General features: G+C 64.9%; 26 protein-coding genes. 17 read left to right on the top strand and 9 right to left on the bottom strand.

Annotated features, from left to right (window positions below; translation table 11 throughout):
* Positions 1-357 precede the first annotated feature (357 nt).
* The gene (locus ABZ319_RS10660) at positions 358-1,101 is read left to right on the top strand and encodes a hypothetical protein (RefSeq protein WP_354986112.1); all 744 of its coding nucleotides are present in this window, start codon (positions 358-360) and stop codon (positions 1,099-1,101) included.
* An 824-nt stretch (positions 1,102-1,925) separates the two neighbouring features.
* The gene (locus ABZ319_RS10655) at positions 1,926-2,720 is read left to right on the top strand and encodes a hypothetical protein (protein WP_354986111.1); all 795 of its coding nucleotides are present in this window, start codon (positions 1,926-1,928) and stop codon (positions 2,718-2,720) included.
* A gap of 57 nt (positions 2,721-2,777) precedes the next feature.
* On the opposite strand, the gene ABZ319_RS10650 is transcribed toward ABZ319_RS10655, so the two are convergent.
* The 3 genes from ABZ319_RS10650 to ABZ319_RS10640 form a co-directional block, all read right to left on the bottom strand.
* Positions 2,778-3,287, bottom strand: coding sequence for a YbaB/EbfC family nucleoid-associated protein (locus tag ABZ319_RS10650; RefSeq protein ID WP_354986110.1), 510 nt, complete (start codon positions 3,285-3,287; stop codon positions 2,778-2,780).
* Positions 3,288-3,302: 15 nt separating this feature from the next.
* Positions 3,303-3,626, bottom strand: coding sequence for a hypothetical protein (locus ABZ319_RS10645; protein WP_354986109.1), 324 nt, complete (start codon positions 3,624-3,626; stop codon positions 3,303-3,305).
* A 100-nt stretch (positions 3,627-3,726) separates the two neighbouring features.
* Positions 3,727-5,211, bottom strand: coding sequence for a hypothetical protein (locus ABZ319_RS10640; protein WP_354986108.1), 1,485 nt, complete (start codon positions 5,209-5,211; stop codon positions 3,727-3,729).
* A gap of 169 nt (positions 5,212-5,380) precedes the next feature.
* Here ABZ319_RS10640 and ABZ319_RS10635 point away from each other — a divergent pair, with 169 nt between their 5' ends.
* The 3 genes from ABZ319_RS10635 to ABZ319_RS10625 all read left to right on the top strand — a co-directional run bounded on the left by ABZ319_RS10635 (position 5,381) and on the right by ABZ319_RS10625 (position 9,917).
* On the top strand, positions 5,381-7,384 hold the full coding sequence (locus ABZ319_RS10635) for a hypothetical protein (RefSeq protein ID WP_354986107.1): 2,004 nt from the start codon (positions 5,381-5,383) through the stop codon (positions 7,382-7,384).
* Positions 7,381-8,166 carry an ESX secretion-associated protein EspG gene (locus tag ABZ319_RS10630; protein WP_354986106.1) on the top strand — a complete coding sequence of 262 codons (786 nt, stop codon included), beginning with the start codon at positions 7,381-7,383 and terminating at the stop codon, positions 8,164-8,166. The genes ABZ319_RS10635 and ABZ319_RS10630 overlap by 4 nt, the downstream gene beginning before the upstream one ends.
* Before the next feature lie 101 nt (positions 8,167-8,267).
* A complete protein-coding gene (locus ABZ319_RS10625; protein ID WP_354986105.1) occupies positions 8,268-9,917 on the top strand; it encodes a nucleic acid/nucleotide deaminase domain-containing protein in 1,650 nt (549 codons plus the stop codon).
* A gap of 117 nt (positions 9,918-10,034) precedes the next feature.
* Here the strand turns inward: ABZ319_RS10625 and ABZ319_RS10620 are convergent, their stop codons facing one another.
* Both ABZ319_RS10620 and ABZ319_RS10615 read right to left on the bottom strand, forming a co-directional pair.
* Positions 10,035-10,223, bottom strand: coding sequence for a DUF397 domain-containing protein (locus tag ABZ319_RS10620; protein WP_354986104.1), 189 nt, complete (start codon positions 10,221-10,223; stop codon positions 10,035-10,037).
* The gene (locus ABZ319_RS10615) at positions 10,220-11,098 is read right to left on the bottom strand and encodes a DUF5753 domain-containing protein (protein ID WP_354986103.1); all 879 of its coding nucleotides are present in this window, start codon (positions 11,096-11,098) and stop codon (positions 10,220-10,222) included. Before ABZ319_RS10615 ends, ABZ319_RS10620 begins: the two co-directional genes overlap by 4 nt.
* Positions 11,099-11,314: 216 nt before the next feature.
* Here ABZ319_RS10615 and ABZ319_RS10610 point away from each other — a divergent pair, with 216 nt between their 5' ends.
* The 12 genes from ABZ319_RS10610 (at position 11,315) to eccB (ending at position 18,895) form a co-directional block, all read left to right on the top strand.
* Positions 11,315-11,521 carry a hypothetical protein gene (locus ABZ319_RS10610; RefSeq protein WP_354986102.1) on the top strand — a complete coding sequence of 69 codons (207 nt, stop codon included), beginning with the start codon at positions 11,315-11,317 and terminating at the stop codon, positions 11,519-11,521.
* A complete protein-coding gene (locus ABZ319_RS10605; RefSeq protein ID WP_354986101.1) occupies positions 11,518-11,724 on the top strand; it encodes a hypothetical protein in 207 nt (68 codons plus the stop codon). The genes ABZ319_RS10610 and ABZ319_RS10605 overlap by 4 nt, the downstream gene beginning before the upstream one ends.
* A gap of 119 nt (positions 11,725-11,843) precedes the next feature.
* Positions 11,844-12,203 carry a hypothetical protein gene (locus tag ABZ319_RS10600; protein WP_354986100.1) on the top strand — a complete coding sequence of 120 codons (360 nt, stop codon included), beginning with the start codon at positions 11,844-11,846 and terminating at the stop codon, positions 12,201-12,203.
* 12 nt (positions 12,204-12,215) lie between these two features.
* Complete coding sequence (locus tag ABZ319_RS10595; RefSeq protein WP_354986099.1) at positions 12,216-12,515, top strand: YbaB/EbfC family nucleoid-associated protein; 300 nt, start codon at positions 12,216-12,218, stop codon at positions 12,513-12,515.
* Positions 12,516-12,624: 109 nt separating this feature from the next.
* The gene (locus ABZ319_RS10590) at positions 12,625-12,936 is read left to right on the top strand and encodes a hypothetical protein (protein ID WP_354986098.1); all 312 of its coding nucleotides are present in this window, start codon (positions 12,625-12,627) and stop codon (positions 12,934-12,936) included.
* Positions 12,933-14,318 carry a hypothetical protein gene (locus ABZ319_RS10585; RefSeq protein WP_354986097.1) on the top strand — a complete coding sequence of 462 codons (1,386 nt, stop codon included), beginning with the start codon at positions 12,933-12,935 and terminating at the stop codon, positions 14,316-14,318. Before ABZ319_RS10590 ends, ABZ319_RS10585 begins: the two co-directional genes overlap by 4 nt.
* A gap of 27 nt (positions 14,319-14,345) precedes the next feature.
* Positions 14,346-14,660, top strand: a complete 315-nt coding sequence (locus ABZ319_RS10580; RefSeq protein ID WP_354986096.1) for a PE family protein — start codon at positions 14,346-14,348, stop codon at positions 14,658-14,660.
* Positions 14,661-14,675: 15 nt separating this feature from the next.
* Positions 14,676-15,701 (top strand): PPE domain-containing protein, encoded by a 1,026-nt coding sequence (locus ABZ319_RS10575; protein ID WP_354986095.1) that lies wholly within the window; start codon positions 14,676-14,678, stop codon positions 15,699-15,701.
* On the top strand, positions 15,698-16,486 hold the full coding sequence (locus tag ABZ319_RS10570; protein WP_354986094.1) for an ESX secretion-associated protein EspG: 789 nt from the start codon (positions 15,698-15,700) through the stop codon (positions 16,484-16,486). The genes ABZ319_RS10575 and ABZ319_RS10570 overlap by 4 nt, the downstream gene beginning before the upstream one ends.
* Before the next feature lie 93 nt (positions 16,487-16,579).
* Positions 16,580-16,912 (top strand): WXG100 family type VII secretion target, encoded by a 333-nt coding sequence (locus ABZ319_RS10565; RefSeq protein WP_354986093.1) that lies wholly within the window; start codon positions 16,580-16,582, stop codon positions 16,910-16,912.
* A gap of 47 nt (positions 16,913-16,959) precedes the next feature.
* On the top strand, positions 16,960-17,274 hold the full coding sequence (locus tag ABZ319_RS10560) for a hypothetical protein (RefSeq protein ID WP_354986092.1): 315 nt from the start codon (positions 16,960-16,962) through the stop codon (positions 17,272-17,274).
* 124 nt (positions 17,275-17,398) lie between these two features.
* Positions 17,399-18,895, top strand: coding sequence for a type VII secretion protein EccB (gene eccB, locus ABZ319_RS10555; RefSeq protein WP_354986091.1), 1,497 nt, complete (start codon positions 17,399-17,401; stop codon positions 18,893-18,895).
* 118 nt (positions 18,896-19,013) lie between these two features.
* Here the strand turns inward: eccB and ABZ319_RS10550 are convergent, their stop codons facing one another.
* The 4 genes from ABZ319_RS10550 to ABZ319_RS10535 all read right to left on the bottom strand — a co-directional run bounded on the left by ABZ319_RS10550 (position 19,014) and on the right by ABZ319_RS10535 (position 24,580).
* A complete protein-coding gene (locus ABZ319_RS10550) occupies positions 19,014-20,591 on the bottom strand; it encodes a serine/threonine-protein kinase (protein WP_354986090.1) in 1,578 nt (525 codons plus the stop codon).
* Between the two features lie 10 nt (positions 20,592-20,601).
* Positions 20,602-21,900 (bottom strand): hypothetical protein, encoded by a 1,299-nt coding sequence (locus tag ABZ319_RS10545; protein ID WP_354986089.1) that lies wholly within the window; start codon positions 21,898-21,900, stop codon positions 20,602-20,604.
* A gap of 10 nt (positions 21,901-21,910) precedes the next feature.
* Positions 21,911-23,098 carry a hypothetical protein gene (locus ABZ319_RS10540; RefSeq protein WP_354986088.1) on the bottom strand — a complete coding sequence of 396 codons (1,188 nt, stop codon included), beginning with the start codon at positions 23,096-23,098 and terminating at the stop codon, positions 21,911-21,913.
* 234 nt (positions 23,099-23,332) lie between these two features.
* A complete protein-coding gene (locus ABZ319_RS10535) occupies positions 23,333-24,580 on the bottom strand; it encodes a hypothetical protein (RefSeq protein ID WP_354986087.1) in 1,248 nt (415 codons plus the stop codon).
* Positions 24,581-24,624: the final 44 nt, after the last annotated feature.

Genomic DNA, 24,624 nt, shown 5'->3' with positions numbered 1-24,624 from the left:
ATCGGCCCGCCCTTGGGGTGGACGCCCGCGGGCAGCTCGAAGACGCCCTCGTTGTTGAAGAACCGGACCTGACCGTCGCGGCTGACAACGGCCTCGGTGTGCGGGCTGTCCTTCGACCTGAGATCGAAATGCATGCTGTTCGTGGTGTGCGTACCCAGCCGCAGCTCGTGCTCCGAGGGCGGCCCGGGCATCCGGTCCTCGGGGTGCGTGTGCACGGTGAAGACGTAGTCGCCCGCCAGGTCGGGCGGGATCCGGGTCCGGGTCGCCTCGCCCCGGAACAGCCGCAGGTCGCCGTTCTTGTTCTGCACGATCGCGTGCTCGGCCCCGGCGAACTGCTGCAGCTCGGCCAGGTGGGAGATGCTCACCTCGCCCGGTGCGATCGGGATGTGCGCGTTCTCCGCCAGCGCGTTGACCAGCTGCTTGGCCTTCGGTGACAGCTCGCCGAAGGAGATCTGGCCGCCGGGCATGGTGGAGTTGGACTTGAAGTTCTTCGCCATCTGCCGCTCGCCCTCGGTGGGGGAGGGGGTGTCGGCGGGCGGGGTGGGGGCGGGCGGGTCTACGCCGATGGGGAGCATCGCGACCGGGACGACCGCCGACTGCTCGGCATCCGGATTCGGCTGCTGCTCTTGGTGTTCGGTGGCTTGCTCGACCTTGGGGGCGGCTTCGACTCCGGTCTGTGCCGCTTGGATCGGCAGGCTCGCGCTCGGATGCGGCATGGTGGGGTCACCCAGGGCGGCGCGCGCGGTCAGGACGGGCGCGGCGGCCGGGCGTGGGCCGGCGACGTCGGCACGCGGCCCGGCAGCGGTTTTGGCGGGGTCGCCGGCGCGAGTGTCGCTCGGGTTAGATGTATTCGGCGACGCGGAGGCGTTGGTCGTCGTACTCGAGGTCGAGCTGGTGGACGTCGTTGACGAAGTGGATGTCGACGTACTGGTGTTAGTGGCGGTAGCAGTCGATGCGTTGGGCGCGGTCGTATTCGGCGAGGCTGTGTTCGTCGTCGTGGTGCTATTGGTATTCGTCGATGCGTGGCCGTTGGTGTTCGTGTCGATCGACGCCGTCGTATTCGCCGATGGCGAACCATCTTTCAGCGGAGCGCCGGCCTGATCTGCCTTGACGTCCGTCTCGCTGCGAGCCTCGGACTTGGAGTCCGGGTTGTTGTCGGCCGCGGGATTGCCATCGGACTTGCCGTCCGCCGGCATGCCGCCATCGGTTTCGACGCCCCCATCGGTCGCGCTGTCGGACTTTGTATCCGAGTCGTGGGACGTGCTGCCGTCGGTCTCGGCGCCGGGACTGTTGCTGCGGCCATCGGTGTCACTCGATTCCTTGCCGTTCGACGGCGCGGACTCGGAACCGTCTCGGTTCCCTCCGGGGGTGTCCTTGCTCTCGCCGGTCGTGTCGGCGTCGGTGGCCGTAGTCGACTGCGAGCCACCTTCCTGACCGTTGGTCGCAGCGTTGTTCGCGCCGCCCTCGTTCGCGCCGCCCTGGTTGGCCGCACCCTGATCCGCGCCGGAGGGGCTCGCACCCGGTGTCGTCGAATCCGTGGCCCCGGGGGTGGTCGAACCGGGCGTGCCGGCAGCGGGGGTCGTCGGGCCGGGGTTCGTTGTCCCGCCGGGCGTCCCGTTCAGATCGGACTGACCTCGACCGCCGTAGATTGCGCTGGGACCGGCTCCGGACAGTGCGCCGCCGGTCAGCGATCGCGGGTCGAAATCCCAGTTTCCGGTGAGCACGCCGCTACCCAGCCAAGCAGCTCCCGCGCCCGCTGCTCCGGCCGTGGCTCCGGTCGTAGCGCCATTCAGCACGCCCTTCAAGCCGCCTGCACCGGTCGGGAACAGATGTCCGACTCCGAATCCAGCGCCGCCGCCGACACCACCCGCGAAGGCAGAGATCGCCGCGTTGATCCCCACAGCTTTCCAGTCGTACGAGTCGATATGACCCTGTTCCTTCTGGATGGTCTGTACCAGCATTTCCTGCGAAGTGCCCTGGAATACCTCGACAAGCGCTTCCTGGGAGATCTCGTAGACCAGCTTGGCGGTGATCTCCTTCAGGACAGGGTTGGTGATGAATCTGCCCAGCACAGTGGTGATTCGGCCGAGAAGCCGCTCACCGAGTCGGCGGAAAGCCTGTCGGGCCGACATGAGAATGCCCGCCTCGAGAGCGGGTGCTGCCGGTCCGGCGGTTGCCGCCCAGGCCAATTCCGCGATCAGCCAGGCTCCGGCGATGTAGAAATTCAGTTTGGCGGACTGCAACTGGTCGCCCATGGTGTCGGCGGCACTGGCGAGCGATCGGTAGTTGTCTGCGAACTCCTTGAGCGAGCCCTTGTCGCTGTCCCCGGTGCCGTCTCGAAGTGGCTTCAGCCAAGCCAGAATTCCTTCACCGCCGACACCAGCGGGCAATGCGCCGTCGACACCGTCGATGAGAGTGCCGAGATCGTCGATCAGGTTGTCGACCTGTTTGGCGACGCGCTCCAGATCGCGTCCCATCTGCCACATGAGATCTTCGTTGCCGTGCGGCCAGTCGGATCCGACGACCCACTCCAGCCATTCCAGCCACGAAGGAAACTCGAGTGCCACGGTTCGCCTCAGACTCCGAAGGGCGGCAGGTCAGCGCGCGACATCAGCTCTGGCACATCCGCACGTCGTATAGCACGAGCCCCCCTGAAATCCTTTGCTGCCTATCTACGGCCGACCTCGGCGAGACCGACTGTGCCACACCGAGTCAACTGACTCAAGGTGAACGGTGTGTGACGACTCTCGTTGTGCAAAAGCTGTTTCGAGCGTCGGTCACCAGTTGCGGTCGGTGATACCGGTGCCCTGTCCGGACCGCCAGTCGTCGTAGTCCTCCGCGCCGGTGAACTCCGGCGCGGGTGCGCCCTCCTGCGCGAGTCGCTCGCGCGAATTCGGGGCGGCGAGGGTCGCCGCCGGTGCGGGCGTCAGCTCCAGATCCGGCATGCCCTCGAAGAGTTCGGACAGTTTCGGCATCCGCGCACGCTCGTCCTTGAGCGGCTGGAAGAGTTCATCGGTCTTGCGCTTGATCTCGGCGGCCGCGTTCTGGGCCGCCGCCGTCACCGCTTTCGCGATCTCGTCGAAGTCCAGATCATCGATATCGGAGGAGAACTTCGTGGCGATCACGACGCTGTCGGCGTTCACCGTGACGGTGACACGCCCGGCGGACGCGGTGGCGCTGGCGGTCAGCTGTGCACGCTTGTGGGTTGTCTCCGCGAGTGCACGCATCTGCTGGGAGAAGCTCTCCACGATGCCGGCGGCCTCGGCCTCACCGTGTTCCCTGACCACTTCTGTTCCCCCGAACTACTTCAATGCGTTGAACGCCGCTTCGTTGCCGACTTCCAGAGCCTTGATACGGTCGGCCGTCTTGGCCAAGCCGTCGGTCAGGTTGCCGAAGGACCCCGCCATGGTAATGGTGCTCAGCGCCATGTTCGCCGCGCCCATGGAGAAACCTTTGGCTCCGGCCGCGAATTTGGCTCCGAATTCATCGTCGCCCCACGCGCTGGATCCACCTGATACCGCGGCTTTGGCGTTCTGTGCGATCGCAAGCAGCTCATCGCGAATCGAATCCGCGGTTACCGAAGTGGCGCGTACCGCAGCGGAACTACCTTGCAGTTTCTCGGCCATGGAAGGTCCCTCCCGAACTCGCCGCACACCCCGTCAGCGCGGCACGGTGAGTTCGACTGTGCCACAGGCCCCTGGCTCCGGCAACAGCTCGAGTCGATGACTACTGCCCGCTCACGAACCAGGCCGCGCGCTGTTTGGTCGTCTCATCCACTCCCTCCAGACGGAAGCCGCGCGCCATGATGTGGCGCACCATTTCCGGATCCGGCGGCACCTTGTACTTGCGCAGGTAGTGCGCTATCGCCTCGGCCCAGATCCAGGTGCCATCGGTTCGGAATCCCAGGGGCACGTCCAGCGCATCGGGTGCGAAAGCGTCCTCATCGAACCCGCGTGCCACCCAGATGAGGGGCGCGGACTCCAGGTAGAGGAGCAGCGTGGCTTGCAGTTGTGGACTGAGCGGCTCGCGTTCGATGATCGGCTTGCCGCTCGAATCACGGCCGTCGTGCACCTTGGCGATACGAAACGGATCGAGGGGGCGCCGAGTCCTCCTTATTCTCTTGGCCTTGGGCGGGTGACCCTGGCCGCGAGAATGTACGGGTGGCGGCGGAAGGCTGTTCCGATGGACGGGTTGCGTGCTGGGCCCCCGCACGCCGGTGGTCGGGCCGGCGGTCAGGCCGAGGGCAATCGCGGCCATGGTCAGTGGCAGCGCAGCTGTCAGAAGCCAGCCGCCGACCGGCTGATCCAGGAGTCCGAGGCCGTGGGACTCCAGCACCTGACTCAGCATTACGGTCAGATCTCCACCGAGACACACACCGGCGGAACAGATTCCGATCACACGCGCGAGCTTGCGACCGCGCCCGCTTTGTGCGGCGAACAGGATGACCGCGGACACGACCGCCGCGCCGGCGGCGAGCAGCAGAGGCAAACCCAGCAGTTGAGGTGTGCCGGTGGACTTGTCGATCAGGAGGGAGGCGCCCTCACCGGTTAGCGGCTGAAAGGCCGCGGTGACGATCGTGACCGCGAAAAGCAGCAGCAGCGCTCCGAACGCTGAGCCGCCCGACGGTCGGCCGGATACGGAGGGCAGTTCCGGAACCGTTGCCATGCCGAGGCCGGCTGCTGCCAGGGCTCCAAGCGTCAGGATTGCGGCAACCACGAGGAATACGAAGCCCACACCGAAGTCGATATCGCCCGGCCCACCGGTCGTCCCCCGGTACGAAGCGATATCGAGCAGCATCGTCCAGGTGACACCCAGTCCGAATCCTGCTGTCAGGCAACCGAACCAGCGAGCGACCGGCGATCGGTCGCCAAGCCCCGCAACCAACATCGCTCCCGCGAGTAGCGACGACAACGCGCCCACCGCAAGTGCTACGCCGACCCAGCGAATGTGTGACTGTGTGTAGTGAGCGCTCTGGTCGATGTAGTGCCATGCCTGCCACTCGACGGAGCCGTACCGGCTCTCCGATCTCGCCAGGGTTGTGAAGCAGGCCCCTGCGAACAACGCCGCGGCCGCCAATAGCAAACCACCCGCTATTGAATAGGCGGTGCCCGTGCGATGTGGAAGTGCCTGCGTGCCAAGCTGGCCGGAGCTTCCGGACGGATTGGGAGTGACCGGATTCGAAATCGGGCCGGTGCCCTGGGAATTGGTCACCCTTATGGAGCCTAAGGGGTTCAGGACACGAATCGCAGGCGGAACAGCTGTTTCCGTAGCTGTGAGATGGTTCGGTTCGTCCGACCTCTCGATCAGAGCGCCGCAAATGGGACATCCACCGTGCCGGCGGCTACGCTGCGAACGTATCGACTAGGGAGGGGAGTCCCCGTTGACTGGCTCTGAGAACGCCTTCACCGATCTCAAGACCGACGGCCGCAACGGTGGTTTGACGTCGTCCGAGAGCGTGCTGTTCAACCCGGAGGCGGCAACGACCCTCGCGCAGCAGGCCGCTGCGATGCTGAACCATGTGGACGTGGCGCTGCAAGCGGTGCAGTCGACGACCCATCTCAAGCCACTCAATCAGCGGACGTCGGGCGCACAGTTGGCGGACAAGTTCAACGCTGCCGCGAAGAAGCTGGTCGAGACGGTGCTGCCGCACCATCAGACGATCCTCACCGATATGGGCGAAACGTTCGTCTCCGCAGGCAGAGTCTATCTTGCCAGCGACAATGCCTCCGCGGCCGCGTTCTCCGGCACCGGCGGCCTGAGCGATCAGCAAATCTCGGCTGCGTTCACGGGATTTCGCAGTGGGGGAGCCGGACGGAATCCGTCGGTCCAGGTCGCAGAGATAGAACTCCCCGGGTGGAAGCAATCGAGCTTGAGCTGGAATGAGGGCACCAACGCTACATACAAGTGGTCCGGTGGAACGCGTAAAGAGGATTTCGGGAACAAACTCTCCGATACCACCGAGTCCACCGATCTCGCGGGCCTTGCCCGTCAAGTTGCCCTGGACACCGTCCTCATCGTGCCCGACCGTGCCGCTCAGTACGAGTGGGACGACTTTTACAACCATTGGGTGTACATCAAGGACTCGAAGGTTATTGACGACCTGGAGAAGTACGCCCAGGAGGTCAACAAAGCGAGGGCCTACTTGGAGGCCGGGGCTCGCGATTTCAAGGCAGCCGCCGATAAATACCTGAAGGGCGGATACCAGGGCAGCACAACCGAGATCGAGAAGATTTGGGCCTCCCCGGCGGCGCTGAAGGCGAAGGAAGCCGTCACGAAGTACACCACCACGCTGGACAGCCTGGCCAAGTCGCTCGAAGTGCTGAGTACGAACTACGCGTATACCCAGGGTTGGGTCAAGCGGCTACAGAACTTCCTGCCGAACAAACCTATCGATCTCTACTTCTTTCCGCAGAATCGGAAAGTTCAGCAAGATCAGATCCGGGAGGCTATGGAGAAGCTTCGGGAGGCTTGGAAGCAGTGGTACGAGGTCGGTGTGGAAAACGCCAGTGGGGCGATTCCGATTATGCCGGATCCGCAGAACACCGTTCCGAAACCTGTTGCGGTGCAGCCTCAACCGCAGCCCCAACCGCAGACTCAGCCCCAGGGTGGCGCGCCTGGCTCACAAAGTCCAGGTGGCTCATCGCCGGGGAGCCCAGGTGGCAGCCCGGGCACGACCACGACCGAGGAGCAGCAGCGGGCCGCCGATGAAGCGGCTCGGCTGGCGGCGGAGGCCGCGGCGGCGCAGGCAGCGGCGACAGCCAAGCAGGCCGAGGAAGCGACGAAGCAGAAGGCCCTGGAGACCGCGGCTACAACTGCGTCGGAGGCGCTCACTTCTCTGCAGACTATCGCCAGCGAAGGGCTGACAGCTTTGCAATCCCTGGCGAGCGAGGGGTTGACTTCGTTGTCCACTATCGCGTCGGAGGGGGCAACGGCGCTGCAAAATCTGCTCGATGGCCTGACAACCGAGGTCAGCACGGAGGAAGTCCCCAAGGACACTGTTGTGCCGACGGTGCCCGGGGCAACCGATCCAGCCAAAACGACGGGCGGGGGCGGCGCGGGCGGCGGCGGAGGATCGCCGGGCGGTTCCCCGGTCACGACCAAGGACACAACAGTTTCCAAAGTTACTCCGAGAGCGGCGGTCGCAACGGAAGCCGAAACGACCACATCGTCGACATCGCGGGCGGGTCTGGCAACCGCAGCGGCAACAACATCGGGTACCGGAACCGGCATGGGTATGGGCGGCACCCCCATGGGCGGGGCCGGTGCGGGCGCGCAAGGACAGGGCAAGGAGCATAAGCGGCCCGAGTACCTCAAGGGGGCCGAGAATCTCGATGAAGCACTCGGTGACGTGCCGGTCGCTGTGACCCCGGTGGCCGAGCGATGACGGTGAGATGGCGTTTCACCGAAGCCGAGTTCTATGTTCTGTGCCTGGATCGTGCGGGCGAGGAACCTCCGGCACCGTTCATATTCACATCGTCGACCAGAACCCCCGCGGATTTCGAGATCGAGCTGCGTGAAGCGCGAGAAAGCTTGAGTCAGAAGGCCACCGGTGATTTCTCGACCTTTGTAGACGCCATGACCAACCCGGACCTCTACCTGTTCGCCTACGGGTCGAGTGAGGATGACAGATGGGGCGTGGACTCGCTGGTCTGTGTTCGCGCGGTGCGCAAAGGGCCCAAAGGTTATGTGATCACGCAGCTTCCAGGTGCGACTTTCTGGCGCAGGGGCGGATACACCGTTGCCGAGTGCGACCCACTCCGCCTGTCGGACGCCATCGTCGACGCGATGCCGGATGCGGAACGCGGCCGGCGTGGTGATCACGAACTCGCAGACGTGGAAGGCGAACTGGACCATGAGTTCGGTCGTTCCGCGGTTGCCGTGCAGACCGACTCGGTTGCTGCCAGAGCCGCCGCATTCATGGCGGTCCCGTCGACGACCTCCGGTGAGATACATATCGTGCAGGGGGCTTCGATCTACGGTCCTCGGGGTCTCGTCCGACATCGGGTCGTGTTCCACGATCTCGAAAACGATGGGCGCTACGCCGTCACCGAGGAGCCGGCTCGCGCCCTCGCCGTGGACTCGAGCAGATTCGTCTCGGTGCTGAACAGTCGGATCGCGGATGTGATCCGAAACATCAAGGATGAGCGCGAGGGCGCACGCAGCTGATGCGTGTCCCGTTTGCCCGGCCGGGCACCTGCCGATAGCGTCCACGCCGAGAGTTCGCGATTGTCTGGGGGTGTGCGATGAACCGAAATCGTCTCGCGGGTATGGGTGAGCGGTCGCGTGCGAGCAGGTTCGGGGTGGCCGCGGCGGCGTTCACCGTCTCCATCGCCACCGGTTGTGGCGCCACCGTCCCGGGAACGCCGATCGCCGAACCGAACTCGGCTCCGTTCTACGCGGCTGTCCTGGACTTGATGACACAACCTGTGGCATCGGTCAGGAGCGCCAAGACCGACGGTATCAACTGGAACCTCGATATCACCTCGGACGGCTGGTCGGTGGGGCAGAAGGTCGCGAACATCGACTACACCGACGTCCTCCAGACCGGCGCGGCGAGCTATGCGAAGCCCCCGAGAGAGTTGCTGGCGGCCAACCTTCCACGTGGCAAGTCGGTCGACTCCCTGTACGGCAAGTGGATCACGGGGACGGACGCGTTTCTCGGCGGAGTGCCTGTGGGCTTGAAGCCGGACGAGGTGGGAGGCGCATTGCTCGCCGAACTCGACCAGGTTCGTGACTTCCCCCGGGTGGGGGAGCCCACGAAACAGGTCGACGCCGACGAAGCGTACGAAGTCGTGACGCCAAGGGGGACGCTGGCCGTCTCGTCCATCGAACCGCACCGCGTACTGCGCTTCACTCCCAGCGATGACTACCAACCTCAGACGACGGAGTCGTACGAATCGGGCGAGATGGTACCCCGGTTCGACCCGTTGGCAACCCCGCTGGTATTCGGCGCGATGACGCCCGACAAACGTCAGCAGACCTACTTGGCCCTGGCTCGCCTGGCGGGGCAGCTGAACAACAGCGTCGACCTCAGCGTGCAGTTCGACTTCAAATCCTCCGGGGATATGAAGTGCACCAACGACAGTTGCGTTGTCTCGTCGACGGCGACGACCACGACCACCTCCAACAGTGACAAGGCCCGGTTCAGTGGCGGCGTCGACGCCCTGATGATCGCCTCGATCACGGTCGACGGCACGCCCAGCGCCGGCTGCACGGCCGCGCAGAAGATTCCGATCAACGGCGGCGCAACCCTGACCTGCACCGACGGCTCCATCGCGCCGCTGGTCGCGGCCATCCGGGCGCGCAAGCAGGCCGAGGCCGACGCGCAGTCGCGGGCACAGGGGCGAAGCGTCTCTGTCGAGTACGTCATCAACTACAAGGGTTCGGTCGACTTCCAGGTCGTCCCGATGATCCAGGCCGAGGTCGACGTGCTGGTCAACCAGGTACGCGGGCAGGGTGACAAGGCGAACAGCGCGGTCAGTTGCGGCCCGAACTGCACCTACCAGCTGGTTCCCTACGGTGGCGACAAGCTGAGCCAGGCCGCGAATCGCGAGCGGCAGAACGAGGGCACCGCGCCCAACGGCAACATCCTCGTCGCGCTGGTGCCGGGCTGGAACGACCCGCAGACCGGTGACCTCGTGGTCGGCAGCGGTGGCAGTGAGAGCGGAAACGCAACCGCCGCATCCGAATCCGATCTTCTGGGCCAGCTCAGCGCCAAGGGATTCAACCCGAGCCAGATCACCGCGATGTACAGCGAACGCCAGCCTTGCTTCACCACCTGCGGGTCCAAACTGCAAGGTGTGAAGCCTGATACGCCGGTGAGCTACAGCGTGCCCTGGAAGGAGAACAAGCCCGAGGTGAGTGCGGCGGCGGACAGCCTGGTCGTTTCGCTCAGCCGGAGCGCCGGCGAGAAGTGACACCGGTCATTCTGGATTCGACCGTGGCGGCGAAATCCACCTGGTGATCGGGCGACTGAGCCCACCAGCGGCGGGCGGCGAAGGCTCGAAACTCCGCGGGGGCCCAGTTCGCCCGTGTTACCGGTGCCAGATTTCGCTGTGTAGAAATCGATCCCACTGCTCCCCGGTGAACCAGAGTTCCGGGCCGCCAGCGTGTTTGGAGTCGCGGACGCCGGTGCGGCCTGCTTCGTGGCAAACCTCGACGCATTGGTTCGCGCCCTCGGACCTGCTCGACCTGTACCAGGACCCTCGCGTCGGCTGACTCATGCCGCGTACTCCTTCGCGATGCTGAGCACCAAATCCCTGGTGTGCTCGTCGCTCAAGGCTACAGCTCGCAATCCCTCGACGGCCTGTCGATACTGGTCGACCTCCTCGCTGTGTTCGTGGAAGGTGCTGCCGATGGCACCCTCTGCATATACGACCGGTGGAAGCGTTAATCCGCTGGTGCCCTTCGGAAATCGAAGCATCGTGAACGAGCGCATCGTCAGGCCGGGGTGCGGTCCGCACGCGAACGGAACAACCTGCACGTTGACGTTGTCGCGCTCACTCGCGTCGATGAGGCTGTGGAGCTGGGCCGCCATGACGGCTTGGCTTGCAGGCCGGTGGCGCAGAACCGCTTCGGAAAGGATTACGTCGAGGTGGAAGTCGCTCTCTTCCAGACGATCCTGCCGGCGTGCGGTTAGCTCGAGTCGTCTGACCATGTCCGCTTCCGGCAGGTCGGGGATGGTCAGCCTGATGATTGACCGACGATATTCGGGTGTTTGCAGCATGCCTGGAACGATCGTGAGCTGATGTGAAACTATCGCACTCGCTGTGCCCTCCAGTCGCAAGAACTTGGGAAAGTTGGGGGCGATCTGGTCGGAGTATGCGCGCCAGAATCCCTTCGAGTTGCCCTGCGCCTTTGCGAATTTGTCCTGCTGTCGTATTTCGGACCAGAGGCGCAGTGCTTCAGTGCGTTCCGCAGGGGTCACGTGGTAGTGGTCGAGCAAGCTCTCGAGCTGCGGCGTGGTCAGTCTGGTTGCGCAGCCGTCTTCCATCCGCATCAAGACAAATCGGGTCACTTCGAGATGCGCTGCTGCTCGGAGTAAGGCCGTCTGCGGCGCACGTTTTCGAATTCCCTGCATGTAATTGCCGAAGTCCATCCGAGATACCGTCAAACCGGCCATTTCGTTAGCCTTGCTATCCGGGGAGTGTTGTTGGCGCACTTGTGCTCAGCGCACTTCCAGAATAGTTTGCGCATTCCCCGCGTGAGTTGAGATCCGGTAGGAAACTTGCGACTACCGAGAGACCCGCCGGGCAGCAGAAATCATGCTGCTGCACAGCGGTTCTCACTCGACCGTCTTAGGGGAGTGAAGGAAATGAGCTGGGATGCATGGGCACTGCTCGCGATCAACGCCATGTGTGTTGCCGTCATCGTCTGGGCCGCTTGGGGTTTCCGCCAGGAGTCACGAAACTCCCGGCTACTACGGATCGCGCTGACCACCGGCGAGTACCTCGTCATCCCCGTCGGCCCGCAGCGCGGGGCGGGCTGGGTGCACCGGGGCCAGCATCGGGGGTGGGTATGACCAATCCATTCGCCTATATCCCGCGGACCGATCGGCCGGCCGTCTATCACGGTGAGCCCGCGCCCTACACCCGGTTCTCCGATCGCGACATCGAGCGGCGACTGCTGGAGCACGGCGCCGAATGCGAGGAGAACGACTGCCCGATGCTGCGGCATCTGCGGCGGCTCCGGGACCGGCGCGACGGCCGTGGAGAGGCCGGATGACGCCGACAAGCGGGTGCGGCGCTGCTCACATGGGTCCCTCGGGGGCGGAAACAAGATTGCTCCCCGCTCGTGCCGTATGGTACTTCTACGCAAGGTAGTTCTGGGGAGGGAGTGTCTGCATGACCGAGGCGGAGGCGGTGACATCGGGCGCTGGGGAGTGGCCTGCGGTCAACGCGATCTCGCGCAACGGTGGCATACGGATGCGGATTACCGAACAGGGGATTCCGCTCGCGGTGAAGATCGATCCGGCCGAGTTGCATCGGGATCCGGCGCATTTGGCGGCGGAGATGCTGCGAATTTGTCGGCGGGCCGCCGACGAAGCCGGATTGGCCACTCGTAAGAAGCTGGAGGCAGCGGGTATGAGTCCCGCCGCGCTCGCTGCCACGGGGTTGCCCACCGAGGCTGATCTCGCTCGACAGGAGATTGTCGAGGAGCAGGACTACGATACGGAACCGCAGAGCTGGCTTCGGACTGTGTGAGAGGGGGGCTCGATGGTCGGATCAATGGATGAACTCGAGGATCGGGTTCGTCGGCAGCTGTATCGGTTTCAGGATTTGGCCGATCAGATGAAGGCCGTTCGGGGGCGGGAGACCTCCGAGGACGGCGCCGTGATGGCCGAGGTGGACGGCAATGGCGCACTGCGTGATTTGCACTTCAGCAGTGCCGTGTCCCGAATGACGCCCGCCGAGTTCGAACAGGCCGTGGTGAGCACGGCGGCCGCCGCCGCTCGAAATGCCTTCCAGCGCAGGGCCGATGTTGTGAATCGGTTCAACGAGGAGATGGCCGGCTGATCCGGTCCGTTCACTCAACCGTGTATCAGTGTTAGCGCTTTACTCACTGGCACAACCATTTTCATACTTGTACTGTTACTCAAGATCGATGTACTGGGAGGGACCACCGATGGCTGGAACCGTAAAGGCTGATTTCGTCAAGATCGCGGAGTACGGCACCCGAGAAGCCGCCAGTGCCACGCAGGTCGCGGGGGCCGCAGCCGCCGACTCGATCAGCGCGCTGGCCGCGGCGGTGCCCGTCTTCGGCCTCATCGGACAGGATTTCCTGCTCGCCTTCGCGGGCGCGCAGGCGAGCTACCTGTCCTCGGCCGCCGAGATCGCCGCGGTGCACGGCAGCACCGCCGTCACGGCCTATTCCGCTGTCGGTCTTTTCGAGGGCAATGAACTGACCTCGGCGGCGAGCTTCCTCTCGACCCTGTGAGCGAGGAAGTCGGAGCGGCGTCCGGGGCTGCCGTCAGCCCCACGGTCGCGGATGTGCTGTACAGCAGCCCGGTTGGTCCCCTGATGGACCAACCGGTAGCCGATGTGCTCAGCAACATCGGACTACCGCAGCTGCCGGCGCTCCCCGAGATCACGCTGCCCGACCTGTCGGGGCTGGAGATGCCGACGCTGCCGACCATCGACCTCAGCACGCTCATCGAACCGGTGACCTCGCTGCTGTCGTCCTTCGGTTCCGGCAGTCTCGGTGACGGATTCGATCCGACCTCGATCTTCAGCGCGGTCACCAGCGCGCTCACCTCGGCTTCTTCGAACAGTCAATCCGCGATGCAGCAGCTCTCCACCACCATGCTCGGTCAGGCGGCCGATGCGGCGGAGAACAGAAGCAGAATGTTGCAGGCCGACTATCCCAAGGTTGTGAACCAGGGCAATGAGCAGCGGACCATTCTGCTCGACGCCCAGCGGGTCGTTGCCCAGGGATACGCTGAACTCACCGCCCTCATTTCGCGTTTCATCGCCTCGGCGACCGCTGCCGGAGCCTTCATCTGGACCCCGGCCGGGCTACCGACGCTCATTGCTCTTGCGACGGAGGCGATTTCCGAAGGCACGGCCATCGTGGCGAAGACCAGGGTCGAACTCGCGGTGAAGACCGCCGAGATCGCCGTCGCCGGGATCAAGGTCCCGATCACCGGTGCCCTCACGCTCGCCGATGCCGCAACCCTGGCGAACAACGTCATCTCCGCCATGGAGCCCTACGCGAACATCGCCAAGACCGTCGGCGAGAAGGTGATCGAGAAGGGCGGCGAGGTCGTCTCGGCCGGCTCCGAGGTGGTCAGTGAGATCAGCTCGACCGGCCAGGAGATCCTCAGCGGCCTGACCTCGACCACGACCGACACCAAGACCACCACGACCGATCCCAAGACGACCACGACCACCACCGAAGAGAAGACGACCGAGGAGAAGGTCACCGGCGAAGACGGCGGCGCCGGAGACGGTGGTGGCGGAGGCGGTGGCGGCGGCCTCGGACTCGGCGGGGTGCCGACCAGCACCTCACCGCTGAACAACGTCGCCGCGCGCGTGCCGACCGGTGAATCCAGTCCGCTGTCGGGTCAGCCGCGCACGAGTACCGCCAGCGCGGTGCCGCAGACCACCCGGGCGGGCACCTCGCCCATGATGGGCGGCATGGGCGCCGGTGCCGGCCGGGCCGGCGACGCCGGTGAATCCGGATCGGGCGCGGACCGCTCCAACCTCGTCACCGGTGCGCACGGCGACGAGGTCGTCGGACAGATCGAAGGCGTATCCATTCCGGTCGTCGGCGCCGTAGAGGTGGTCGAGGAATCGCCGGACAAAGCTCTCACACTCTGAAATATCCGGGGGAACAGGAGAATTGACATGACCACCAATGCATTCGAAGGTGTGCGGTTCGACGCGACGACGGCGCTGTCCGCCGCCGCGCAGCTGGACGCGCTCGCCGATCGCATCGAGAGCAGCCTGGGCGAGGAGCAGTCCAAGCTCGGCTTCGTCTCGGCCGGAGCGGACCAGGTCTCGGTGCGCGCCGCGCAGACGCTGACCGCGGTCGCGGACTCGTTCGGCGTCTCCACCGGCGCGGGCGTCACCGAGGTGCGGCAGCTCGCCGCGGCCCTGCGGGCCCAGTCGGTGCAGTTCGGACAGGTCGAAGAGCAGAACTCCCTCGGCTTCGCGGTCTGATCGGGACTGCCGCCGATGCTCGAGCCGACGAAACCCGGTTTCACGGGGGAAGTTTGGGAATCCAAACCCCCCGAGGAACTGGCCCGGGATCTGGTGACGGGGGCGGGCGCCGTGCCCGCCGCCGAAGCCGGTCTCGCCTGGGCCAGGTTGAGCGCGAACCTCGGTGCGGCGGCACTCGATTACGACCGCATCCTCGGCGTGCTGAGCAGCGCGTGGGAGTCGAAGAACAGCACCGCGTTCATCGAACGCATTCGCGCGCTGCGGGAGTGGCTCGCGCACTCGGCCGCTTCGGCGGCCGGGAACGCGGTCCAGGCCGAAACACACGCCGCCGCATACGAAATAGCCCGCCTGGCGATGCCGGACGCCGGTGACGTGGAGAAGCTGCGCCAGCTGCAGGAGATGCTGGAGAAGGTCGGCACCGCCCTGGGCGCGCCGATGCTCGCCAAGCTCGCCACCGTGGACGGCGATGCCGACGCGGCGAAAGCCGTTGCGGCACGGGTGATGCGCACGTACGAGGCGGCAACGGAGTCCCTGGCGACCCCGTGGGAACACCAGACGCCCCCGCCCATCACCGAGGGCATGAACACCACGGCCGCCCCACCGGCCGAGCCCGCTCCCGAAGCGCCCGCCGCCGCACCCGGCTTCCCCGGCGGCATCCCGAGCCTGAGCCTCGGCTCGATGCCCCTGGTGCCGGTGAACCTGGCGGCCCGCACCGCGACCACCACCAACTCCACGACGAAACAGACGGTGGTGCAACCGGTTACGGTGCAGTCGATGGGCTCCTCGATGCCCATGGCTCCCATGGCCGGCGCCCAGAACGGTCAGGACGAGGAGCACACGACTCGCGAAGGTTTGGCGGGCCCGCAAGCCAGCGATGCCGAACTCGGCCTCGCCTCCGGCATGCAGGTCGCGCCGTCGGTCCTCGGCGGCGTGGACCCGAACGCGCAGCGCTCGCCCGACATCGCGTTCTCCGCAGGCAGTACCGGCGCGGAGAACACGGCCCCGGGTCCGGCGGCGACGCGAACGGAGTCCGCCACATGATCACCCTGAGCAACGACGGCGTGATGGCGCTGGCCGCAGAGTTGGGCGTCCAGACCCTGCCCCTGGTCCTCGCGGTCGGCCCGCAGCAGACCACCCACGCGGAATGGAATGCGGCGCAGGAACGCGCCCGCGCCGAGATCCGCGCGGCCCGCCTGGTGGACGCACACGGTGACGTGACCGCCGACGCGGCCGAGTCCCTGTTCGTCCTGGCGCAGCCGGATCGGGAACTGGCGGCTCGGATCGTGACCCCGGACGGGCTGGTGCGGCTGTGCGTCGCCCGCCGCGGGGAGGCGCACGCGGTCGCGGTGCGGCGGGATGATCGGTTCACCATTCAACCGCTCTGGACCGATGGCTCCGGATCGTCTCTGGCGCGCCCGATTCTCGAGCTATTGGGCTCCTGCCCGCCCGCCGAGGTCGTGAACTTCAGCGCCACCGCCGCCGAGCTGGCCGAGCGTTTCGACGCTGCCGCCGCTGCGGCGGACTACACCAATGTCTTCTATGCCCTGGGCATGAACGAAACCGACGCTACCGCTTACGGTCTCGCGCTCGGTTCGTGTCATGCCCACGCCGAGGTGGTGGCCTATGCCTACACCGACGGCGTCACCGAACGATCTCCGGGAGCAGCGGTGGTGTACGACACCGCACGCGGTCGCATCGCATCCGCTCTCGGGGTCGCCCCGGATCAGCAACTCTGGTCCACGTTGACTCCGGGCACCGATCATCGCATCGCACAGGCGATTACAACGCTGATCGAATCCTTGCCCGGGCGGAGGTGGCTGCCGTGAACCGTACACAGCGGGGGGCACCTGATCCACTCCGAAAGGGTGATGTGAAGTCGCATCGCTCGTCCGAACAAGTACGAAAAGGATAGGTACATCATGAGCGGCGGCAGCCTGAACTCGAGCGACTCGAATGCGGTAGTTTCCAATCACGACCAGGCGGAAGCGGCCAAGAACCACATGGCCGATGTGATCGCGACCGTGCGTTCGGTCATCAGCAAGACCACCACTTCGGTGGACTCCGCCCGTCCGGGCTTCAAGGGTGCGGCCGCGGTGTCGTTCAACGCCGCCGCCGATGCCTGGGACCAGGAAGCTGTCCGGCTCAACACCAAGCTTGACGCCATCGAGCAGCAGGTGGGCACCGGTGTCGCTCAGTTCCGGAGCACCGATGCCGAGAACGAGGGCGGCTTCAAGCAGTACACCAGCCTCTGACCCACCGCTCGACTCTCGACAAATCTTCACTGGAGGTAGGAAAGACCATGTCCGACGAAATGCTGTATGACCCTGCGATTATCGGCCAGCTGGTGAGCGAGCTCCGGGAGAACTTCGGTCTCCTGGTGTCCGCCGGTACCGATATGGCCGAAGCCAAGACCCGCATCGAGGGCGCGTGGTCCGCGAACGCCCTCGGCGGTTTCCAGGCCGCCTACCAGAGCTGGCGTACCGAGTACGACGGCGGCGACGGTTCGGAAGGCTCGCTGCACACGCTGAACAAGATTGCTCAGCTGGTGGAGGACGCCCTGGGGCGTGCTCTGGGCGCCGACCAGAAGATCGGCGACGGTTTCGGCGCGTTCTGAGTTCCGACCGCGCAGTGCTCAACAGCGCACCTCTCCGGCGGAGGGGTGCGCTGTTCGCCGCTGATCGCCTGGATATTGTCGTGCGAGTAGTTCTTGTCCCCACGGAGGATCTGTGCCAGCCCAATTGACCACTCGTGCCCAGGTCAATGGGTACCGCTTTCTGCTGCGCCGATTGGATCACGCGCTCGTGCGTCGCGACGTGCGCATGTTGCACGATCCCATGCGCGCCCAGTCCCGTTCGTTGATCTCGGGAGCGATTTTGGCTCTCCTGGTTGTCGCGGGTTGCGCGATTCTGGCATTCATCAAGCCGCAGGGCTCCATCGGCGACGCCAATATCGTCATGGGCAAGGACAGCGGCGCGCTATACGTCGTGGTGCGGGACAAGAACGACAAGACCAAGATGACCCTGCACCCCGCCTTGAATTTGGCGTCCGCGCGGCTCATCGCCGAATCGGCCGATTCGCCGAAGTCGGTGAAGGACAGCAAACTCGACTCCGTGGCGCGTGGTCCCATACTCGGCATTCCGGGTGCACCGGGTGCGCTCCCGGGATCGGATCAGGGCGGGCGTTCGCGCTGGACGCTGTGCGACACGGTTCAGCTCTCGGCCACCGGCGGCTCGGCCTCGACCACGGGGTCCACGACGACCGCCATCGCGGGAGAACTGCAACTCGGTGACCGCATCAAGCAGGCCGATTCCGGCACGGCGATTCTGGCTACCAAGGAAAACAAGACCTTTCTGATCTACGACGGCAAGAAGGCCGAGGTGGATCCGCAGAATGCCGTCATGAAGGACGCGCTGAACCTGAGTGGTGTGCGCGCCCGCCCGATTTCTACCGGTCTGCTGGACGCGGCGGTATCGGTGCCCGCGCTGACCGCGCCTTCGATCCCGCAGGCCGGCCAACCCGGCCCGGGACGGCTCAATGGTGTGCCGATCGGCGGAGTCATCAAGGTCACCGGGATGGATGGCTCCGATGAGCCCGAACTGTACGTGGTGCTCGCCGAAGGCCGTCAGCGCATCTCGGCGTTCGCCGCCCAGGTCATTCGCAATGAGAACTCCCAGAACATGAGCGAGATCAAGTCCGTGACACCGGATCTGATCGCCAGTGTCCCGGTGGTGAGTTCCCTTCCGGTCGCGGATTTCCCGGCGTCCGCACCGAAGGTCATTACGGCCGAGGATAATCCGATTGCTTGCATCACGTGGGCGCGCGAAAGCGGCTACGGCCGTTCGGCTTCGGACGCCGCCGAGGGTCCGACCGACCGCGCCACGGTCAATCTGCTCGTGGGAACCAGACTCCCGCTGTCGGACAAGGCCGCACCCGTTTCCCTGGCTTCCACCGATACCACCGGTGACCGCATCGACGCGGTCTACGTGCCGCCTGCTTCGGGCGAGTTCGTCCGTGTCACCGGGGTGGAACCCGGTAGTCAGCGCCGCGACACACTCTTCTATGTCACGGACACCGGAATTCGCTACGGCATAGATGATTTGGAGACGGCCAAGATTCTCGGCCTCGGAACATCGCCGCGGCTCGCTCCTTGGGCGATCATCGGCGAACTGGTTCCCGGGCCTACGCTGTCCAAATCCGAGGCTTTGGTCCAGCACGACGTGCTGCCGACCAAGTGAACGATGTCCCCTGACTGCCACCGAGGTGGCAGCCAGGGGACATATCTGACGAGTGCACATTCACGTCGAACCGCATCCGCCAAATGTCGTCGGAACGTCAAATGCTGTACGTGTCCGCCTATTTGACGTTCTTGCGAAGGATGGGTACGAGCTTCTCCAGTAGCATCTGCTCGGAGCCGTCCGACCACTGCCGCATCGCGGCAACGGCGGCGGGATCATCCAGAACCAGCACCGACGCCGTGGTGGAGGATATGCCGCTCGGTAGATTCACCAAACCACCACCGCCCGCATCGCTGTCGCTGCGGACCGCCAGCACATAGCCGGAAGTCACCTGCTCCATCGCCTTGTAGTGTGCCGTCGAACCGCCCTCGATCGGACGAGGGTTGGGTTCGTCGCCACGGCGCAGATAGTTGGGGTTGTAGACGAAACCCAGGGCCTCCAGGAACTGAGCCTGTGGTCCGGGGCTGAGCTGGATGTCGACTGTGGCGTTGTAGCCACTCTTGCCGGAGACATCCACGATGACGATGCTCTTGCCCGCGAAGACTGGATTCTGCCCTTTCGCGTCCGGCAGGGTCTTGGGAGCTGCGGCAACGGTCGTGGTGGGGGCGGGCGCGGGTGGCGACGTGGAATCGCCCTGTGTCGCCCAGATGCCGATTCCCGCGGCCACCGCTATCACCGTCGCGGCAGCCGCGCCGATCAGCCATGGACGTTTGCCCGTGCTCGATTTCGACGGAGAGGTCGACGGCGAACCGGCTGCGGGAAGCTGTGTCCCGGTTTTGGTGCGAGGGTCGGGCAGTACCGAAGATGAATGAGTCCGTCCGACGGGAAGAGTTTGCAGATCGAGTCCGGAAACCCCGTACTCGAGTGCGGATTTGAGCGCGCTGGTGAATTCGTGGCAGGTGTCGAAACGATCCGCCGGATTCTTCGCCATGGCCACCGCGAGCACCTCGTCCACTGCCGGTGGCAGGGACGAATCCAAGTCCGTGATGCGCGGGATCGGCTCGTACAGGTGCCCCATCATCACCATGGCCGGTTGCGTTCCGGGATAGGGGTTCTGACCGGTAACCAGGCGGAAGAAGGAGCACGCCAGGCTGTAGATATCCGCGCGATGATCTACTCGCTGCCCGCTGAGCTGCTCGGGTGAAGCGTAGGCGATGGTCGCGACGAAACTGCCGGCCTGCGTCAGCTCATTGGTGTCTTCAGTGGACTTGGCGACGCCGAAATCGGTGAGTAGTACACGCTCTTCGCCGCCGTCGCCGGTCGAGAGCAGGAAGTTCGCGGGTTTGATATCCCGGTGCAGCATTCCCCGGCGATGCGCGTGGTCGAGTCCACGGCCCACTTCGGTGACTATATGCAGCACCCGCCACGGCGACATGGACTGTGGCGCCGCCTTGGCGGCGTCGGAAGCATCGATGCCGTTGACGTACTGCATGGCGATCCACAGCTGGCCGTAGTCCTCGCCGCGGTTGTAGATCGAGACGATATTCGGATGATCGAGCGCGGCAGCGAGATTGGCTTCGCGTTCGAAGCGGGCGCGGTATTCCGGGTCGGTGCTGTACTGGGCACTGAGCACCTTGATCGCATCCCTGCGCGGCAACTCGGGATGCTTGGCCAAGTACACCGTGCCCATGCCGCCGGCCCCGATCACGCGCTCGATGCGGTAGCCGCCGACAAGGGAACCCGGACCGATGCTCATTTTCGATTCCTCACAGGTACTGGCTCTTGGCGAGCAACGCGTATTGAGCGGCCGCGCGCTGGTGCACATCGCTCAGAGTCGAGCTGGCGACCCGGGCGACGTAACGGTCGTAGCGAATGGTGCAGAGGAAGCGATCCTTCGCGTCCCAGGCGGAGGAGAAACCGCCGGACTTCGGCTTCGGATTCTCGACACACGCCACGTCGCGCGTATTGGGCGGAGCCTCGACGGTCTTCGGCATCAATGCGTTGATATCCGACCACAGGGCGGCGGCACTGTCCGCGTCGCGAGTACGAAACATCAGTGCGCCTTCGGTTGTGGTGGCGATTCGGTCCACGCCGGCCTTGTCGAGCAACTGCTTCCACGTCCGCTGATCCGCGACGAAATGCAACCAGCCGCGCGGGGTACGAGAAGCCTCATCATTGGCATCCGGAGTGGCGAACTCGCTCTTGTGCAAGGTTCGGCGCAGCAAGCCGTCCGGGTCGTAGTCCTGACGCAGGGAATCGCGTGCGTTCAGCGGCGGCGATTGGGCGAGCAATGGCAGCTGCGCGGTGAACACCTGCTCGGCAAGTGTCTTCAGGGTGGCGAGCTCCGGCTTCGGTTGTTGAACGAAGACATTGACGACGTACTGCCCGTCCACGAGAGTGGCTGTCATGGATGCGACGCCGGGTCGCCAGTGGGCTCGAGCCCCCGGTCGTCCGTCGAGCGTTATATGGGTGTTCTGATCCGCTGCGATCGCGAAGTCGGCGGCTTCTATCTGCTCGCCAGCCGCGCGTGCCCTGCTCTCATCCGGGAATTGCAGCACCGTCACGTTGAACGAGGTCGCCTCGGGATTGGTATCGGCGCCGCCGAACGGCTTGAAGTTGCCCGAGTGGTCGTAGAAGACCGTGTCGACTAGCGGGTGGGTGCTAGCCGACGCGGTGAACCCGAACATGAAGTTGTTGGATTCCATGATGGGCTTGACTGCCGCGGCCAGGACATCGGTGGTGTGTAGCGGTGTTGGCAGCGCTTCGGCGACAACACCGTAGGCGAACCTCGGATCGACGTCCGCGCCGATGGCAACGGCGTCGCCGAGCCGCGCCATCGCGAGTTCCTTACCGTCCCACACTGATCGGGAGTAGGTGCTTCGGACATCGAGCGGATCTGTCGAGTAGTTGCCCACAGACAGTTTTCTGATATCGATCTCACCGGCTGCGGCGGAACCAGTGATGTCGCTGCCACAGGCCGTCAACACGACCGCGGTAGTCGCCACGATCGGCAGCGCGATGAGAGCCTTGCGCGCGGAACATCCAACAATGCTGAGCATCTTCACCCGGCAATCCCTACTTGTCGTTCGCGAGCATGGCGTACTGGGCGGATATCCGCTGGTATGCGTCTTGCTGCTGCTTCGACCAGGTCATAGCCACGAAACGTCCATTCGCGATGTAGCAGCTGAACGGGATCGTGAAGATGTTCGGGCCCTTGTATCGCGTGCACACCGCGGTCGGCAGTCCCGGCGGTGGGTCGATTCGATGGCTGAATCGATCAGCCCACATGTCCTGAACCAATTTGTTCGCGGCTACGGGATCGCGTGTGCGATAGAGCTTTACGGCACCGTAGCTGATGAGGTCGACGCCGGCACTGTCGAGAAGTGCTCTGTCCTGGTCGACTTCGGTAGACCTGTGAAGCGAGCCTGCCGCACTCAAGACGCCTTCGAACGCGGCTGCGAGGTTGTCTCCCTTGGGGCGCAAGAGGGTGATCCGCATCATGCCCGTCGGATCGAAAGGGAGCTCGGATAGCTTGTCCGGGGGTGTCGGCTGAAACTTCTTCAACCGCTCGACAGTGACGGCGATCGCCTTGTCTACGAGATTGAGCAGCAACGGTTGGTCGGAGACGTCGATCTGCGAGTTCTCACTGTTGTAGACAAAGGTGTTGATGACATATCGACCGACGGCATACCAGGAAGCCAACGCCTGGGACTCTGGCTTCCAGGTGATATGCGCGGTCGGGAACGTCGACGACGCCGCAGGCTCAGAGCCTTCCGGCTTGTTGAAGCCGCTGCGTGCGAGCGCGCCCGCGGCTGCCGCAGCGGAACTCTCGCTGTCGAAAATCATGACGGAGTTGGTCAGCGCCGTGGCGATGCTCCGATCGGCATGCGTTTGCGCCGAGGTGTGGAATCCGCCGACAAGTCCGGCGGTGTTCGCGTCGAACTCGGTTGCGTTCAGCCAACCGAAAATCGCTTCGTCATCGAAGGATCGAACGCTGGTGAAGGGGCCGCCGACGTCGGCGAAGAAGGTAAGTGCCGGGTCGATCTCTTTCGGCAGCGGCAACACGTCCGCGAGTCGTAGAGCCTCGAGTTGACGGGCCATTACCCCCGCGTCATTCGCCGCCAGCACTTGGGGCTTGGTGTTGTAGTTCCCGGTGTCGAGCTTGCTGAGGTCGACGGGTACAGGGCCTGGCTCGCTGGCCGCAGATTCGGATCCGCAGCCGGAGGCCGCCAGCACCGTCAGCGCCGCGACGGTGGCCACCATCGCGCGTAGTCGGTGCGCCTTCGGTCTCGACAGACTTACGCCATGCAGCATTTCGAACTTCCCCCCGAATACCCTCCACCGGTCGAACTTCCGGCCGGTGTGCAGAGTGTACTGGGCCGGTGGGCGATGACGCGCACCGCGGCGATAGGCCTCGGTGTCGCACTGCCCCGGCCGTAGATGAAGGACTCTGTGCCCACGAATTCGTACCTTGCGGGCTCCACCACTCGTGCCGCCTCACATGTACTGGCTCTTGGCTAGCAGCGCGTACTGCGCGGCAGCACGTTGCTGGGCGTCGGTCAGTTGGGCGCTGGCCACCCGGGCCACGTACCTGTCGTAGCTGACGGTGCAGAGGAACCGGTCGCTGGCGTCCCAGGTCTGCAAGACGTTCCCGGAGCGTTTGGGCTTCGGGTTCTCGGCGCAGGTGATGTCACGAGAGTTGGGCGGCGCCCCAGCCGGCTGGGGGTACAGGGCGTCGATCGCCGTGTGGAGGGAGCGAGCGGCGGTGGCGTCACGCGCCCGGAACAGGATCGCGGTCTTCTTGGTCGTCGCGATGTAGTCCACGCCGCTGGAATCCAGCATGGGCTCCCACACCCGCTGCTCCGGCACGAAATGCAGCCAGCCACGGGGGGTTCGGATCGCGTTGCTGTCGGCGTCCACCGCGAGGCCGTCGTTCAGGCTCAGCGTCCGGCGGGCGACGCCGTGGGGATCGGGAGGCTGCAGCAGTGAGTCGCGGGGGCTCAGAACCGGCATCCGCTCCAGCAGGGGGATCTGGGCCGCGAAGACCCGCTCGGCGAGGCTCTTCAGTTCCGGCAGGTCCGCGGTCGGCTGTTGGACGAACACGTTGATCAGATGGCTTCCGTGCGACACCGTCGCGGCCAGGGATGGGACGCCCGGCCGCCAGTGCGCTCGGGCCGTCGGCAGGCCGTCGATGGTCACGCGGGCATTCACGTCGGGCGCGACATCGAAGTCGGCAGCCTCGATCTGCTCGGCCGCGGTCCGGGCACTCTCATCATCCGGGAATTCCAGGACGGTGATATTGAACGACGTCGCTTCGGGATTCGTGTCCGCGCCGCCGAACGGCTTGAAGTTGCCGGTGCTGTCGTAGTACGTGGTGTCGACCAAGGGATGGGTGCTGGCGGCCGCCGAGAAGCCGTACAGCATTCCGGTCGCTTCCAGAATGGGCTTCGCCGCCTCGGTCAGCACAGTTGTCGTATATGTGGGTGTGTGAAGGAGTCTGGACAGCAGGGCGTGCTCGAACTTCTCGTCGACATCCGATCCGATGACGACATGATCGACCAGACGGGAGAAATCGAGCATCTCGCCGGCCGCGACCGAGTGACGGGGCTTGCCTCGATACTCTGCCGGATCAGTGTTGTAGTTACCCACGTCCAGCTGTCGGATATCGATCTCGCCGGGGGAGGGGAAGCCGTCGATGTCGCTGCCGCAGGCGGCTAGCGACGCCGCTAGGACGAGCGCGCCCACGGCCTTGGCGCGCCGCCGATGTGCGTGACTCCACATTGGTTTGC

This window comes from Nocardia sp. NPDC005978 (genome assembly GCF_040614455.1).
In the GTDB taxonomy this organism is placed as follows: Bacteria; Actinomycetota; Actinomycetes; order Mycobacteriales; family Mycobacteriaceae; genus Nocardia.
The sequence above is the reverse complement of the archived record's forward strand: the minus strand, read 5'-3'. Positions and strand labels throughout refer to the sequence as shown.

Excerpts from the sequence above, each read along its gene's own strand:
- ABZ319_RS10660 (WP_354986112.1), top strand. The coding sequence starts at position 358 with ATGCTCACCTCGCCCGGTGCGATCGGGATGTGCGCGTTCTCCGCCAGC.
- ABZ319_RS10655 (WP_354986111.1), top strand. The coding sequence starts at position 1,926 with ATGACCCTGTTCCTTCTGGATGGTCTGTACCAGCATTTCCTGCGAAGT.
- ABZ319_RS10645 (WP_354986109.1), bottom strand. The coding sequence starts at position 3,626 with ATGGCCGAGAAACTGCAAGGTAGTTCCGCTGCGGTACGCGCCACTTCG.
- ABZ319_RS10630 (WP_354986106.1), top strand. The coding sequence starts at position 7,381 with ATGACGGTGAGATGGCGTTTCACCGAAGCCGAGTTCTATGTTCTGTGC.
- ABZ319_RS10625 (WP_354986105.1), top strand. The coding sequence starts at position 8,268 with ATGGGTGAGCGGTCGCGTGCGAGCAGGTTCGGGGTGGCCGCGGCGGCG.
- ABZ319_RS10620 (WP_354986104.1), bottom strand. The coding sequence starts at position 10,223 with ATGAGTCAGCCGACGCGAGGGTCCTGGTACAGGTCGAGCAGGTCCGAG.
- ABZ319_RS10615 (WP_354986103.1), bottom strand. The coding sequence starts at position 11,098 with ATGGACTTCGGCAATTACATGCAGGGAATTCGAAAACGTGCGCCGCAG.
- ABZ319_RS10610 (WP_354986102.1), top strand. The coding sequence starts at position 11,315 with ATGAGCTGGGATGCATGGGCACTGCTCGCGATCAACGCCATGTGTGTT.
- ABZ319_RS10605 (WP_354986101.1), top strand. The coding sequence starts at position 11,518 with ATGACCAATCCATTCGCCTATATCCCGCGGACCGATCGGCCGGCCGTC.
- ABZ319_RS10600 (WP_354986100.1), top strand. The coding sequence starts at position 11,844 with ATGACCGAGGCGGAGGCGGTGACATCGGGCGCTGGGGAGTGGCCTGCG.
- ABZ319_RS10595 (WP_354986099.1), top strand. The coding sequence starts at position 12,216 with ATGGTCGGATCAATGGATGAACTCGAGGATCGGGTTCGTCGGCAGCTG.
- ABZ319_RS10590 (WP_354986098.1), top strand. The coding sequence starts at position 12,625 with ATGGCTGGAACCGTAAAGGCTGATTTCGTCAAGATCGCGGAGTACGGC.
- ABZ319_RS10580 (WP_354986096.1), top strand. The coding sequence starts at position 14,346 with ATGACCACCAATGCATTCGAAGGTGTGCGGTTCGACGCGACGACGGCG.
- ABZ319_RS10575 (WP_354986095.1), top strand. The coding sequence starts at position 14,676 with ATGCTCGAGCCGACGAAACCCGGTTTCACGGGGGAAGTTTGGGAATCC.
- ABZ319_RS10570 (WP_354986094.1), top strand. The coding sequence starts at position 15,698 with ATGATCACCCTGAGCAACGACGGCGTGATGGCGCTGGCCGCAGAGTTG.
- ABZ319_RS10565 (WP_354986093.1), top strand. The coding sequence starts at position 16,580 with ATGAGCGGCGGCAGCCTGAACTCGAGCGACTCGAATGCGGTAGTTTCC.
- ABZ319_RS10560 (WP_354986092.1), top strand. The coding sequence starts at position 16,960 with ATGTCCGACGAAATGCTGTATGACCCTGCGATTATCGGCCAGCTGGTG.
- ABZ319_RS10550 (WP_354986090.1), bottom strand. The coding sequence starts at position 20,591 with ATGAGCATCGGTCCGGGTTCCCTTGTCGGCGGCTACCGCATCGAGCGC.
- ABZ319_RS10540 (WP_354986088.1), bottom strand. The coding sequence starts at position 23,098 with ATGGTGGCCACCGTCGCGGCGCTGACGGTGCTGGCGGCCTCCGGCTGC.